This is a genomic window from Nonomuraea sp. NPDC003560 (assembly GCF_042878785.1).
Classification (GTDB): domain Bacteria; phylum Actinomycetota; class Actinomycetes; order Streptosporangiales; family Streptosporangiaceae; genus Nonomuraea.
The window spans coordinates 1,165,403-1,179,074 of the sequence record NZ_JBIAOF010000002.1 but is presented as its reverse complement, the minus strand read 5'-3'; the positions used below and the strand labels follow the sequence as shown (position 1 = coordinate 1,179,074).

General features: G+C 72.0%; 13 protein-coding genes. 8 read left to right on the top strand and 5 right to left on the bottom strand.

The genetic code is table 11. From position 1 onward, the window contains the following. Positions 1-114: 114 nt before the first annotated feature. Positions 115-690 (bottom strand): hypothetical protein, encoded by a 576-nt coding sequence (locus tag ACFYUV_RS10855; RefSeq protein WP_387667443.1) that lies wholly within the window; start codon positions 688-690, stop codon positions 115-117. A 511-nt stretch (positions 691-1,201) separates the two neighbouring features. Here ACFYUV_RS10855 and ACFYUV_RS10850 point away from each other — a divergent pair. Genes ACFYUV_RS10850 through ACFYUV_RS10840 form a run of 3 tightly spaced genes read left to right on the top strand, consistent with a single transcriptional unit; the run spans position 1,202 to position 5,031 of the window. Further along, positions 1,202-2,377 carry an MFS transporter gene (locus tag ACFYUV_RS10850; RefSeq protein ID WP_387667441.1) on the top strand — a complete coding sequence of 392 codons (1,176 nt, stop codon included), beginning with the start codon at positions 1,202-1,204 and terminating at the stop codon, positions 2,375-2,377. Continuing rightward, positions 2,374-3,846 (top strand): amidohydrolase family protein, encoded by a 1,473-nt coding sequence (locus tag ACFYUV_RS10845; RefSeq protein WP_387667440.1) that lies wholly within the window; start codon positions 2,374-2,376, stop codon positions 3,844-3,846. The genes ACFYUV_RS10850 and ACFYUV_RS10845 overlap by 4 nt, the downstream gene beginning before the upstream one ends. Before the next feature lie 60 nt (positions 3,847-3,906). Further along, positions 3,907-5,031 carry an NAD(P)/FAD-dependent oxidoreductase gene (locus ACFYUV_RS10840; RefSeq protein ID WP_387667438.1) on the top strand — a complete coding sequence of 375 codons (1,125 nt, stop codon included), beginning with the start codon at positions 3,907-3,909 and terminating at the stop codon, positions 5,029-5,031. 54 nt (positions 5,032-5,085) lie between these two features. Here the strand turns inward: ACFYUV_RS10840 and ACFYUV_RS10835 are convergent, their stop codons facing one another. Beyond that, positions 5,086-6,201: an ROK family protein gene (locus ACFYUV_RS10835; RefSeq protein WP_387667435.1), complete on the bottom strand. Its 1,116-nt coding sequence runs from the start codon at positions 6,199-6,201 to the stop codon at positions 5,086-5,088. Positions 6,202-6,300: 99 nt separating this feature from the next. Between ACFYUV_RS10835 and ACFYUV_RS10830 the strand changes: the two genes are divergently transcribed. Genes ACFYUV_RS10830 through ACFYUV_RS10810 form a run of 5 tightly spaced genes read left to right on the top strand, consistent with a single transcriptional unit; the run spans position 6,301 to position 10,811 of the window. Then, a complete protein-coding gene (locus tag ACFYUV_RS10830; protein ID WP_387667432.1) occupies positions 6,301-7,557 on the top strand; it encodes an ABC transporter substrate-binding protein in 1,257 nt (418 codons plus the stop codon). Next, positions 7,554-8,390: a sugar ABC transporter permease gene (locus ACFYUV_RS10825; RefSeq protein ID WP_357980176.1), complete on the top strand. Its 837-nt coding sequence runs from the start codon at positions 7,554-7,556 to the stop codon at positions 8,388-8,390. Before ACFYUV_RS10830 ends, ACFYUV_RS10825 begins: the two co-directional genes overlap by 4 nt. Beyond that, on the top strand, positions 8,380-9,201 hold the full coding sequence (locus tag ACFYUV_RS10820; protein WP_387667428.1) for a carbohydrate ABC transporter permease: 822 nt from the start codon (positions 8,380-8,382) through the stop codon (positions 9,199-9,201). Before ACFYUV_RS10825 ends, ACFYUV_RS10820 begins: the two co-directional genes overlap by 11 nt. A gap of 10 nt (positions 9,202-9,211) precedes the next feature. Further along, on the top strand, positions 9,212-10,555 hold the full coding sequence (locus ACFYUV_RS10815; protein WP_387667426.1) for an alpha-L-fucosidase: 1,344 nt from the start codon (positions 9,212-9,214) through the stop codon (positions 10,553-10,555). A gap of 55 nt (positions 10,556-10,610) precedes the next feature. Continuing rightward, on the top strand, positions 10,611-10,811 hold the full coding sequence (locus ACFYUV_RS10810; protein ID WP_387667423.1) for a hypothetical protein: 201 nt from the start codon (positions 10,611-10,613) through the stop codon (positions 10,809-10,811). Positions 10,812-10,838: 27 nt separating this feature from the next. On the opposite strand, the gene ACFYUV_RS10805 is transcribed toward ACFYUV_RS10810, so the two are convergent. Genes ACFYUV_RS10805 through ACFYUV_RS10795 form a run of 3 tightly spaced genes read right to left on the bottom strand, consistent with a single transcriptional unit; the run spans position 10,839 to position 13,659 of the window. Beyond that, positions 10,839-11,303 (bottom strand): S26 family signal peptidase, encoded by a 465-nt coding sequence (locus tag ACFYUV_RS10805; protein WP_387667420.1) that lies wholly within the window; start codon positions 11,301-11,303, stop codon positions 10,839-10,841. Further along, entirely contained in the window at positions 11,300-13,126 is a 1,827-nt protein-coding gene (locus ACFYUV_RS10800; RefSeq protein WP_387667418.1) for an ABC transporter ATP-binding protein, read from the bottom strand. Before ACFYUV_RS10800 ends, ACFYUV_RS10805 begins: the two co-directional genes overlap by 4 nt. Further along, positions 13,123-13,659 (bottom strand): TlpA family protein disulfide reductase, encoded by a 537-nt coding sequence (locus ACFYUV_RS10795; protein ID WP_387667416.1) that lies wholly within the window; start codon positions 13,657-13,659, stop codon positions 13,123-13,125. Before ACFYUV_RS10795 ends, ACFYUV_RS10800 begins: the two co-directional genes overlap by 4 nt. Between the last annotated feature and the right edge of the window lie 13 nt (positions 13,660-13,672).

The window sequence follows — 13,672 nt, the reverse complement described above, 5'->3', positions numbered from 1 at the left end:
GGGGGGGGGGGGGGGGTTGCCCCCCCGGGGCGGGGGGGGGGGGGGGGGGGGGGGGGGGGGGGGGGGGGGGGGGCGGCCGGCCCCCCCCCCCCCCCCCCCCGGGCCGGGGAGACGTCAGTCGGACGCGCCTCCGACCACGACGACGTGGCTGTCCTCCGCGGGCAAGTGCGCCGGGCCGCCGCTCCACTTGACCGTGTAGGTGTATTCACCGCCCGCCTGTGGGGTGTCGGTGAAGCCGAACGTCAGCTCGCCGTACGCCTGGATCGACGGCAGCTGGACAGTCTCGGTGCCGTCGCGGTCGGTGACGGTGCGGAAGACCTCGATCAGCACAGACGACGGGAGCCGGCTTGCTGAGGTCAGCGCGCCGCTGAACTGGAGCTCCTTGCCGGCGGGGGCCTTCTTGGGGCCGGAGAGCGTGAGCTCCGCCTGCGCCTTGGCCACCGTGATGCCGAGCGTGGCGGTGGCCTGCCCGTAGAGAGCGCTGCCCGGCCAGCTCACCTCGTACGTGCCCGTCCCGCCGAGCGGCCAGGTGTCGGTGATGGTGAAGGTGCCGTCGGCGGTGGTCGTCGTCGCGGGGAGGGTCTTGCGGGTGCCGTCCGGCAGCCGGCGGGTCACCACCAGCGGTTGCGCCCCCGGCGCCGAGCCGTCGGAGAGCGCGAGCCGGCCCGTCAGCGTGAGCGGTTCGAGCACGGTTGCCGACGACGGGCCGTCAGGGTGAGCTCCGACATCGCGAGGGCGACGTCGGGTACTCTCCACAGATAAAGCCGGTCGGAGGTGTCCTTCACCACGCCGAAGACGGTCCTTGCCGGTGTGGACGAGGGTCTTGTCGACCAGCCGCACGTCGGGGTTCGCGTAGCTGAAGGTCTTCGCGCCCGTGGCCGTGTCGAAGACGCCGACGGACGTCTCGCCCCACCTCCCGCCGACCACGGAGGCGCCGTCGTAGCCCATTTCCGGAACACCTGTTGGGGAACGAATCCCGAGCCAGATCGCCAACGTCGGCGGACCGAGCTTGGTGCAATTGCACCGCCGGCGGCTCCGACTTCATGTCCCTGCACGAAGCACTCCCGGGTCACGTGATGGAGGGTTGCTGGAACACTGACGTGAAAGCTCCGGAGGTCTGTGAATGGGACTCGCCGAAGACACTCGCCCCCTGGCCCCTGCGCAGATACGCAGGACGGCGACCGTCACCGTAGGGCTGCTCATGGGTGTCTGGGTGATCGACTACGTCGATCGGGTGATGATGGCCGTCGCATTGCCGTTCATCGGCGAGGACTTCGCACTCACCAAAACCGAGCAAGGCTGGCTGATCACCGCCTTTTCCCTGGTCTATCTGCTGTGCCAGATACCGGGCGGCATCCTCGCCGACCGGTTCGGCGCCCGACGCCAGCTCATGGTCTCCCTGCTGCTCTGGTCGGTCTTCACCGCCCTCACCGGCATCGCCTGGGGCCTGGCCTCTCTCCTGGTCATCCGTGCCCTCTTCGGCGTCGGCCAGGGCCTGTTCCCCGGCGCGTCCTTCAAGGCCATCGCCGAACGCACCACCCCCGCCGTCCGCGCCACCGCCGCCGGTGCCATGCTCGCCTCCAACCAACTCGGTGCCGGCGTCGCCCCGCTCATCGTCGCGCCGCTCATCCTCGTCCTCGGCTGGCGCCACACCTTCTGGGTCACCGCCGCCGCCGGCGTCGTCATCGGGGTGCTGCTCTGGAAGCTGCTGCCCAAGGCGCTGCCCGCCCACCTCAACGGCTCCGACATCGTTCAGGACAAGGGGCTCGGCCTCGGCGCCGTGATGCGCTCGGCGTCGGTCTGGAAGTTCGCCGCCCTCTTCTGCGCCACCAACATGCTCGGCTACGGCCTGATCACATGGGTGCCGAGTTACCTGCTGGAGGAGCGCGGAATCTCCCTCATCAACACCGGCGTCATGTCCGCCATCCCCGGCCTGGTCATGTGCGCGACCGTCTTCCTCGGCGGCTGGCTGTTCGACCGCTTCTTCCATGACAGAGCCCGGCTCTACGTCATCCCCCTGCTGCTGGTCACCGCCGTGCTCCTGGTGCTCATGCTGATGGCCGACTCCGCTGTCGGGTTCACCATCTACCAGACCCTCGCCATGGGGGTGGCGGGCCTTTCCTCGATGGGCATCCTCGGCATGCCCGTGCGCGCCCTGCCGCCCGCCGTCATCGGCTCCGGCATGGGCATCGTCAACGTCGGCGGTCAGATCGCCGGCGTCCTCGCCCCCGTCCTCATGGGTTTCCTGGTCGACAAGTTCTCCTACACCGCCGCTTTCGGCCTGCTCATCGCCACCACCGTCCTCGGCGCGCTGATCGCGTTGATCGTGCCCCAGCGCCCTGAGCAGTTCAGCCTCGCTACGAAGGAGCTCGCGTGACGACATACGATCTGGTCCTGGCCCGCGGCCGGGTCATCGACCCCGAGACCGGTCTGGATGCCGTGCGCGACGTCGGCGTCGACGGCGGGGTCATCCAGGCCGTCTCCGACCAGCCGCTCGACGGCGTCACCAGTGTCGACGCGACCGGCCTGGTCGTCAGCCCGGGCTTCATCGACCTGCACAGCCACAGCACGGACGTCGCCGGCCACCGCCTGCAGGCACTCGACGGCGTCACCACCGTCCTGGAACTCGAAGCCGGCGCCTACCCGGTCGCCGCCGCCTACCGCAGAGCCGAGACCGAGGGCAGGCCGCTCAACTACGGCTTCGCCACCTCCTGGGCCGTGGCCCGCATGGCCGTCCTCCTCGGCCTCGGCACCGACGGCGACCTGACGACCGACTTCCTCGCCAACATCGGTCGCGAGGAATGGCAGCGTGCGGCCCCGCGGCAGACCGTCGACCGCATCACCGGCATGTTGGAGCGTGACCTCGGCGACGGCGCGCTCGGCATCGGAATCCTCGTCGGCTACGCGCCTCGCATCGACCCCTCCGAGTACCTCGCCGTAGCCGCCCTCGCCGCCCGCGCCGGGCTGCCCACGTACACCCACGCCCGCGAACTTGCCGAGATGGACCCCACCACTCCCGTCGACGGCGCTGAAGAGATCGTCCGCGCCGCCGCCGAGACCGGCGCGCACATGCACTACTGCCACGTCAACAGCACCTCCATACGCCATGTCGACCGCGTGCTCGGACTGGTGGAGAAGGTCCGCGCCGAAGGCTCGCGCGTCACCACCGAGGCCTACCCCTACGGCGCGGGCATGACCGGCGTCGGCGCGGCCTTCCTCGCCCCGGAACTCCTCCACCGGCGCGGACTGACCCCGCACTCCATCGGCCTGCTCGGCGCCCATGGCCGTATCCCCGACGCCGACGCCCTGCGCCGGGTCCGCGAGAGCGCACCCGGCTCGGCCGCCTTCGTCCACCTGCTCGACGAGGACGACCCCGCCCAGTTCGACTACATCCGGCGGGCCGTCACCTTCACCGACGCCGCCGTCGCCACCGACGCCGTCCCCCTCCTGTGGCGCTCCGGAGCGCCTGACCCGCTCTCATGGCCGCTCCGTCCCGACGCCGTCACCCACCCCCGTACCGCCGGCACCTATGGCCGGACGCTACGCAGGCTCGTCCGGGAGGACGGCGTCCTGTCGCTGCCTGAGGCTGTGCGCCGGTGCACACTCGTCCCCGCCGACGTCGTGGGCTCAGGCGTCCCGGCGATGCGGCGCAAAGGTCGCGTTCAGCCGGGCTGCGACGCCGACCTGACCGTTTTCGACCCCGGGACCGTCAGCGACCATGCCGACTACACCGAGACGGTCCGGCATTCCTCCGGTTTCGTTCACGTCCTCGTCGGCGGCCAGTTCGTGGTCCGCGACGAGCAGCTGCAGCCGACCGCCCTGCCCGGGCGCGCCGTCAGAGCCTGATGCCTGCCCAGGGCCGCCGGGTCGAGAAGGCCGACTGCCTGTCCGTGCGAGAATCGGGTCGTGGAGCGGCCTGGATGTGTTGCTGTCATCGGGGTGGGCGTTCTCGGAGCCTGCGTGGGCTGGAATGTGGCGCGGCACGGCGTCAAGGTGGTCTTCGTCGACGCGGGCCGGCCGGGTGAAGGGGTCACCGACTGGTCGTTCTCGTGGGTCAACGCCAGCGCCAAGACCGCGAGCAGGTCCTACTTCGAGCTGAACGTCGCGGGCATGGCGGCGTACCGCGAGCTTGCCGGGATCATCGGGCCGGACCCATGGTGGCACCCCGGCGGCCACCTGCGCTGGGCGGACGACCCCGCGACGGAGGCGAGCCTCCTGGAAACGGCCGGGCTGCTGGCCGGCTGGGGCTACCGGGCCGAGGTACGCACGGGAGCCGAGGTACGCCGCCACCTCGAACCCGCGCTCACGGTGTCCGACGAGGTTCCGGTCGTGTTCTTCCCCGACGAAGCCTGGGTGCACGGACGCCATCTCGTCGGCCGCCTGGTCGGCCAGGCCGTCGCGGCCGGCGCCGAGCACCGGTTCGGCACCACGGTCCATGACATCGGCACCGGCGCCGACGGCAGCGTGCGGACCGTCGCCCTGTCCGACGGCAGCCGTCTCGACGTCGACGTCGTCGTGAACGCCGCGGGGCCCGGCGCCGCCCACGTCGCCGGGCTCGTCGCGCGGCACCTGCCGATGCGCCGGGAGCCCGGCCTCGTCACCCGGATCGAGTGTGCCCAGGCGCCGATCCGCCGGGCCATGCACGCGCCGCGCGTCGCGATCCGTCCTGACGGAGGCGCTTCGGTGGTCCTCCACAGCCGCGAGGTCGACGCGCTCATCGACACCGGCGAAGATCCGGCGGCGCTCGAACGGCTGCTCCACGAGTCGGCGCGGCACGTCGTTCGCGGGTTCGAGGACTCCCGCATCGTCGGGACACGGGTGGTCGACCGGCCCATCCCGGGCGACGGATACCCCTCGGTGGGAGCGGTGCCGTCCGTGCCGGGCTACTACGAGGCCGTCTCCCACAGCGGCATCACGCTCGGGCCGATGATCGGCCGGCTGCTCGCGTCGGAGATCGTCAGCGGGAGGAGGGACGAGACGCTCGCCGACTTCCGCCCGGAACGGTCCTCCCATGACACCCCGGCGAGCTGACGGTACGCGTCCCTGGTGCCGCGCCCCCTGGCGGACTGAGCGAGGAGCCGCCGGTCAGCGGGCGGCGACCGTGGCCGACAGGGCCAGGGTGGCGGCGCCGCGGGCGTGGCCGCTGTCGTCCCAGGGGCGGACCATGATCTCCACTCCCGACAGCACGCCGCTCTCCACCGCCGGCCTGAACCCGGGCTCCAGATACGGCCACAGCACGTGGCTCTCGCCGATCACCGCCAGCGCCCGTACGGCCAGGACGTTCACCACGCCCGCGGCCGCCCTCCCGAGCGCCGCCCCCGCCTCGGCCATCAGGTCGCGCACGCCCGGCACGTCCTCGGCGGCCAGCCGGGGCAGCTCGGCCACCGGCACCGGCGCCGGCGTCAGCCCGCGCTCGTACACGCGGGCGGCCAGCGCGTAGTCGGCCGCGTAGGACTCCAGGCAGCCGCGCCGCCCGCACACGCAGGGCGGCCCCTGCGGGTCGATCGGCACGTGCCCGAACTCGCCCGCGACGCCGTCGGGCCCGCGATGGATGCGCCGCCCGAGCACGATGCCCATGCCGATGCCGCCGCCGACGGCCAGCACCAGGAAGTCGTCGTGGTCGCACCCGGCGCCGAACAGCAGCTCGGCGCTGGTGCTGGCGCGGGTGTCGTTGTCGATGAGGACGGGGACCGGCAGGCGTTCGGCCAGCAGGGGCCGCAGCGGCAGGTCCGACCAGCCCAGGTGCGGCGAGATGCGCACGATCCCCCTGGCCTGGTCGATCACGCCGGGGACGGCCAGGCCGATGCCGCGCACCCGGCCGCCGGCGGCGGGTTCGGCCAGCTCGCGGGCGCACACGGCGGCGAGCTGCCCGACGGGGTCGGCGCGGGGGTCGAAGGGCACCGTGAAGCGGCGCGCCTCGCTGCCGTTGAGCCGCATGAGCACGCCGACCACGTGCGTGTGGTGCACCCGCAGGCCGAGCGTGTAGGCGGCGTCCGGCACCAGCTCAAGGGGCACTTTCGGGCGACCACGCCCGGCCGCCTGCGGCGCCAGCTCGCGTACGTAGCCGAGCTCGATGAGGCGCCGGCTGTGCTCGGTCACGGTCGCCGCGCCCAGCCCCAGCCTGAGGGCGAGCTGGGTGCGGTTGAGCGGCCCGGACCCGAGCGTCGTCAGGATCTCCGTCCTGGCCAGGTCCTCGCGCATCCGCGGCCTCCCTCTTGACGTGTGTTCCGGAACAAGCCTAGGGTTCCGCATCAATAATAAATTCGACCCCGAAAAATATACCTTGACGGAGGTCCCCCCATGAAGGCACTCCTGGCCGCGGGGCTCGTACTCCTCGCCGGCGTCACCGCGTGCGGCGGCGGCGGCGGGGCGGGCACGGCGGGCGGCGCCAAACAGGACGACGGTACGGTCACCCTCGACTGGGAGATGTGGGCGGGCAGCGAGGAGGAGAAGGCCCAGCTCGACCACCTGGCCAAGATGGTCACCCAGCAGGACCCGAAGATCAGGATCAACCTGCGGACCGCGCCCTTCAACGCCTACTTCACCAAGCTGCAGACCGAGTTCGCCGCGGGCGAGCAGCCGTGCCTGGTCTCCATGCAGAGCCTGCGCCTGGGCGCCTACGCCGATCTCCTCGAACCTCTCACCGCTCCCGAAGGCTTCGCCCCCGCGGCGCTGGACGCGCTGAAGATGAACGGCCGGCAACTGGCCCTCCCCTACGACCTGGGCCCGATGCTCCTCTACTACAACAAGGACGCCTTCGCCAAGGCCGGCCTGGCCGAGCCCAAGCCCGGCTGGACCACCGCCGACTTCGAGCAGGCCGCCAGGAAGCTGACCACCGGCGGCAAGTACGGGTTCGGCATGTCCTTCTCCGACCTGCACCTGCTGTCGATGCTGCTGTCCTACAACGGCGCCAAGCCGGTCACCGACGACGTGAAGCTGCAGCTCGACAGCGAGCCCATGGTCGCGGCCACCACCTGGTACGCGGGCCTGGCCGGGAACAAGGCGGCCAGCGTGCCGGCCGGGTCGGCGGAGCTGGGCTGGGGCGAGACGCAGTTCGTCAACGGCAACGCCATGATGGCGGTCGACGGCTCCTGGAACATCGGGTCCACGATCAAGAGCGCCAAGTTCCGGGTGGGCATCGCGCAGCTTCCCGCCGGGTCCGGGGGTGCGAAGACGTACGTGGCCAACTCCGGGTTCGGGGTGGCCAAGGGCTGCCCGTACAAGGAGCAGGCGGTCAAGGCGGTCTCCGTGCTCAGCGGCAAGCAGGCGCAGGCGTACCTGGCGGGCGAGGGGCGCGGCTTCCCCGCGATGACCTCCGAGCAGTCGGCGTACGAGAACTTCCTGGTCGGTAAGAACCAGGACAAGGCCGACGACGTGCGGGCGGCGGTGTCGGCGGTCAAGGAGGCGGTGGCCGGCGGCGTGCCGCTGTTCACCACCAAGAACTGGGACGACGTCACCAAGCTCATGGCCCAGCACCTGCTCCAGGTCTACACCGGCGCGAGCGGCGCCAAGGAGGCGCTCGCCACCATCCAGCAGCAGGGGGCGCGCGGGCAGTGAGGTCACGAGAGCAGTGGAGCGCGCTGGGGTTCGCCACGCCCAGCGTGCTCGGCCTCGGGTTGTTCACCCTGTTCCCGGTCGGCATGGCCGTGGTGATGAGCTTCTTCGACTGGCCGATGCTGGGCGGGAGCAGCTTCATCGGCCTGGAGAACTTCCGCTACCTGTTCGGCGAGGACCCGGCCTTCCTGTCCGCGCTGCGCAACACGTTCGTCTTCACCGGCCTGTACGTGCCGCTCAACATCGTCCTGGCGCTGGCGCTGGCGTTCTGGATCAGCAGGTCGCGGTGGCAGAACCTGTGGCGGGTGCTGTTCTTCATCCCGGCGATCACGCCGATGGTGGCCAACGCGGTCATCTGGAAGCTGCTGTTCCAGATGGTCGGCACCGAGCCGAACCTGCTGGCCGACGGGCGCACCGCGCTGGTGTCGGTGGTGGCCATGAGCGTCTGGCAGGGGTTCGGGTACAACCTGATCGTCTTCTCCGCGGCGATCAACGAGATGTCGCCGTCGGTCCTGGAGGCGGCCTCGCTCGACGGGGCCACGGGGCTGCGCAAGCTGGTCAGCGTGCAGCTCCCGCTGATCTCGCCGGCGCTGTTCTTCGCCACGACGATGACGGTGATCAACTCGTTGCAGGTGTTCACGCAGCCGTACATCCTCACGGCCGGCGGGCCGGGCAACGCCACGGAGACGCTCGTCATGACCGTCTACCAGGCGGGGTTCCAGTCGCGCGAGCTCGGGCTGGCGGCGGCGGGCGCGTGGGTGCTGTTCGCGATCATCCTGCTCGTGACCGCCGCGCAGTTCCTCGGGCAGAGGCGGTGGGTGCACTATGAGAGTTAGATCCGTCGTCTCCCACGTGCTGCTGGCGGCGGTGACGCTGGCCTTCCTCTATCCGCTGGTCTTCGCGGTGGCCACCGCGCTGAAGCCGGCGGGCGAGACGTTCAGCGATCCCGGGTCGCTGGTCGGCTCGCGGATCCGGTGGCAGAACTTCGGCGACGTGTTCACGTACGTGCCGTTCCAGCGCTACATCCTCAACGGCGTGCTGGTGGCGGGCGTGGGCACGCTGGTCGTGCTGGCCGCCTCCGCCCTGTCCGCCTATGCCTTCGCCTCGCTGCGCTGGCGCGGCCGGGACGGCGTCTTCCTGCTGTTCCTGGCCACGCTGATGGTGCCGCAGGAGGTGCTGGTCGTGCCCATGTTCATCCTCATGCAGAAGTTCGGCTGGGTGGACAGCTACCAGTCGCTGATCTTCCCGTGGGCCTTCACCGCGTTCGGGACGTTCCTGCTGCGGCAGTTCTTCCGCTCGGTGCCGCGCGAGATGCAGGAGGCGGCGCGCATCGACAGCGCGAGCGAGCCGCGGATCTTCCTGTCCATCATGCTGCCGCTGGCCAGGCCCGCGCTCGGGGTGCTGGCCGTGTTCACCTTCATCAACTACTGGAACAGCTTCCTGTGGCCGCTCATCATGATCAACGACGTGACCGAGCGCGGCACCGTGCCGCTCGGCCTGCAGTTGTTCTTCGGCCAGAACGGCAACCAGTGGCATTTGGTGATGGCCGCCTCCATCGTGTCCATCCTGCCGACGCTGTTGCTCCTCCTCGCCCTTCAGAAGCATCTGGTCAAGGGCATCGCCACCGCCGGTCTCGCCGGCCGCTGAAAGGACCATAGTGCTGTTTTTCGACCGCCGTGTAGGCCCCGACCTGGGCGCCGACTACCCGGCGAGGGACGTGCCCGACTGGTACAGGGACGCCAAGTTCGGCGTCTTCGTCCACTGGGGGCTGTACTCGGTGCCCGCGTGGGCGACCGCCCGCCTGCCCGGCGAGCACGTGCCCGTGGAGCTGGAGTTCAGCCACCACCAGTACGCCGAATGGCACGCCAACACCGTCCGCATCCCCGGCTCGCCCGCCCGCGCCTTCCACGAGCGGGAGTACGGGGTCGGCACCCCGTACGAGGACCTGGCCGACTCCTGGCGGGCGGAGGCGTTCGACCCGGCGGCCTGGATGCGGCTGATCGCGGGGTCCGGCGCGCGCTACGTCGTGCCCACGGCCAAGCACCACGACGGGTTCTGCCTGTGGGACACCGCCACCACGGCCTTCAGCAGCGCGCGCCGCGGCCCCCGCCGCGACCTGATCGCCGAGCTGGACCGCGCCGCCCGGGCGGCGGGCCTGCGGTTCGGCCTGTACTACTCCGGTGCGCTGGACTGGCACGTGTCCGACTTCCCGCCGATCCAGTCGATGACGGACCTGTTCACGCTGCGCCGCAACGACGAGGCGTTCGCGCGCTACTGCTTCGAGCAGGCCATGGAGCTGATCGACCGGCACTCCCCCGACGTGCTGTGGAACGACATCGACTGGCCCGACTCGGGCAAGGCCGCCGGGCCGCACAGCCTGCAGGCGCTGTTCGAGCACTACTACGAGCGGGTGCCCGAGGGCATCGTGAACGATCGCTGGGGCGTGCCGCACCTGGGCTCGCGCACCCGCGAGTACGTCTCCGAGCAGCAGACCTCCCCGTGGGTGTGGGAGGCCACGCGCGGGCTCGGCCAGTCGTTCGGCTTCAACCGGGCCGAGGACGAGCGCCATCTCGTCCGGCCGGACGAGCTCGTCCACCTGCTGGTCGACACCGTCGCCAAGAACGGCAACCTGCTGCTCAACATCGGGCCGCGGGCCGACGGCTCGCTGCCGGAGTCCCAGGTCGAACGGCTGCGCCACCTGGGCGCCTGGCTGGCGGCCCACGGCGAGGCGATCTACGGCACCCGGCCGTGGGTCCGGCACGCCGAGCCCGTCGGCGACCCGGTCCGCTACACCGCCGCCCCCGACGGCGCCCTCCACGTGATCGCCCTGGACCCGGCCGCGGGACGGCTGACGCTCGCCGGCGACCTGGTCGAACGGGCGCGGGCCGGAGCCACCTGGGGTGACGGCCCGGCCGCGGTGGACCGTTCCGGCGGGGTCGTCGTCCCCGAGGCGTTGCGCGGGCTGCCGGCCGCCGTCCTCAGGCTGGCGCCCGGCGCCTGAACGGGCGTCCGCGGACGCCCTGTACGACTTCCGGCCGGAACCGCACACCGAGACGGTGGACCTCGACGGCAGGCCCGCGCGACTGTCCAAGGACGGCGACTCGGGGGCCGCCGGCGGCCCGAGCACGCCCACGGTCACCTGGAAGCTCCGCAAGGACCTGGCCGTCAAGGTGCTCATCGGCCCCGAGTACGCCAAGGAGATCGACGCCATGAGTGAGTTGAGGAAGATCGCGAAAGGCGTCCGCCCGGCCCGGTGACGCGCGCCCGGAGCGGCGCTCGTCCGATCATGGTGCGCGCGGGACCCGAGGGGCGTCCGTGCTCTCGACCTTGCGCAGCACCACGCCGAGCAGCCGGTCGGCGGTCAGGTAGCCGGTGCGGCGGGAGTCGAGCGAGCGCCGCGGGTTGTCGCCCAGCACGACGAGATGGCCGTCCGGGACGCGCGTTCCCGGCGCGATGCGAAGGGCGGGCACGGTCGCGCGGGGAATGGGGTCGCCGGGGACGGCCGCGAGCCGCTTGATCATCCAGCGCGCCTGCCCGTCCTCGGCCGCCTCCACGAGCCGGGCCAGGACGACGACCTGGCCGGTGCGCAGCCGTCGCGGCCCGGTCCTGCGCACCAGCACGCGCTCCCCGGGCCGGTAGGTGGGCAGCATGCTCTCCCCCTCCACGGTCACCACCACGTACGCGCGCCGCAGCCAGGCGAGCCCGAGCACGATCGCCCCGACCCCGGCGGCCAGGCCGGTGACGATCATCCGGGCACCTCCACGTCGTCCCGGTAGCCGCTGGCCTGCCGGGTGAACAGCCGGGCGTACGTGCCGTCCAGGGCCATCAGCTCGCCGTGCGTGCCCAGCTCGGTGACCACGCCGTCGCCGAGCACCACGATGTCGTCGGCGTCGCGGATCGCGCCGAGCCGGTGGGAGACGACGACGCTGGTCCGTCCGGCCCGCAGGCGGGCGAGCTGCCGGTGGACCTCGTGCTCGGCCTCGGCGTCGAGGCCGGCGCTCGGCTCGTCCAGGATCATCAGGTCGGCGTCGCGCCGCAGGAAGGCCCTGGCCAGCGCCAGCCGCTGCCATTGCCCGCCGGACAGCAGCACGCCGTCCTCCTCCTCGTCCTGCTCCGGCGCGAACTCGCGGCTCAGCATCGTGTCGTAGCCGTGCGGCAGGGCGGAGAGGGCGTCGTGGACGCCCGCCTCGCGGGCGGCGCGCTCCAGGCGGTCGCGATCGCCCTCCGCGGTGAGGTCGCCCACGGCGATGTTGTCGGCCGCGGTCAGCTCGTAGGAGACGAAGTCCTGGAACACCGCCCCCATGCGGGCGCGCAACGTCCCGGGGGCCACGTCCCGGATGTCCACGCCGTCCCACAGGATCGAGCCGCGGGTCGGGTCGTAGAACCGGCACAGCAGCTTGACCAGCGTGCTCTTGCCGGCGCCGTTCCGCCCGACCAGCGCGACCGTGTGCCCGTACGGGATGAACAGGTCGACGCCGCGCAGCACCCACGGGTGCTCGTCGCTGTAGCGGAACCACACGTCGCGCAGCTCGACGCCGCGGCGCAGCGCCGGCAGCGGGACGGGTCGCGCGGGCGAGGGCAGCCCCGGGCCCGAGTCCAGGATCGTGACGTGGTGGTGGAAGGTCAGCAACTGCTCGTGGGCCATCGTCCCGGCCGAGACGGTGACGTTCAGCGCCGCCTGCACGCCCGCGACGGCCGCCACGAACATCGCCACGTCGCCCACGCTCAGCCGCCCCTGGCCGGCCGCCAGGATCGCCCACACCATGCCGGCCCCGGCGACCAGCGCCGACGCGCCCGCCAGGCCCGCCTGCATCCCGAACTCGCGCCGGTCCATCGTCCGGCGGGCCCTGATGGCGGTCCACGCCTCGCCCAGCATGCGCAGCCGCAGGAACGACCCGAGGTCGAACAGCCGGATCTCCTTGGCCGCGTCGGTCGTGGACATCAGGTGGGCGTAGAACATCTCCCGGCGCTCGGCCGGCCCGATGCGCCACATCATGTCCACCCGCTGGCGGGCCAGCCGCAGCTCGATCAGCAGCGCCGGGACCGCCGACACCAGCACCAGCCCGGTGAAGGCCGGGCTGATCACCACCAGCGATCCGACGAACCCGGCGACGGTGATCACGCTGCTGGTCGTCGAGAGCGCGGTGTCCACCAGCCTGCCCGGGTTGCTGGCGCTCTGCTGGGCCATGCGCAGCCGGTTCAGGAAGGTCGGGCTCTCGAACCTGGCCAGCCCGGTGAACCCGCACACCGCGGCGAACAGCTCGGCCTTGGCCCGCACCGACACCTGCCGGTCGACCTCGGCCCGCAGGTACTGGGCCGCCTGCGCGGCGCCGGCCGCCAGCGTCGTGACGGCCGCGACGGCCACCGCCTGCCAGAGCAGCGAGGCGACCCGCCCAGTGGCGACGCCGTCGAGCACCGCCTTGGTCAGCCACGCGAGCACGACCGGGGTGACGCCGCTCACCAGCGTGACCGTGACGTACCCCAGGACGTACAGCGGCGCGGCCCGCCACACCAGCCCGACGCCCCGCACCGCGCAGGCGGCCAGGACGCGCGGGCCCGGCCCGTCCGTCATGCCGCCGAGCCGGCCGGCAGCTGGGCGACGCCGCGGATGCGCGCCAGGACACCGCCTCCCGCGGCGACCTGGAAGAAGCTGGGGAAGGAGTCCACCTGGAACGCGCCGGTCACCGGCCCGCCGTCCGGCTCGACGACCACCTGGGCCACCGGCGAGAGCGTGCGGGCCAGCGGCTCGGCGTCCACGACCACGAGCACCCGCGACCGGTCCTGCCGGGCCGCCCAGGAGGCCAGCTCGGGCAGCTCGGTCCGGCACCGGCCGCAGTCGGAGGACAGGAAGGCGACCACGGCGCCCTCGGGCAGCAGGTCGCGGGCGACGCGGTCGCCGTCGACCGTCCGCACGTCGAACGCGCCGGCCACCTCACCGGCCGCCAGGCCCTTCCCGCCGGGCCCGCCGCGCTGCTCGACGACCTCGTCCAGGGCGTCGAGCAGCTTGCCGTGCTCCTGCAGCCGCCGGGCCAACCCCAGCATCAGCACCAGGCCCGCCAGGCACAACACGCACAACAGACTCGAGACGATCAGCAATGGGGTCATGGGTTCACCTCCG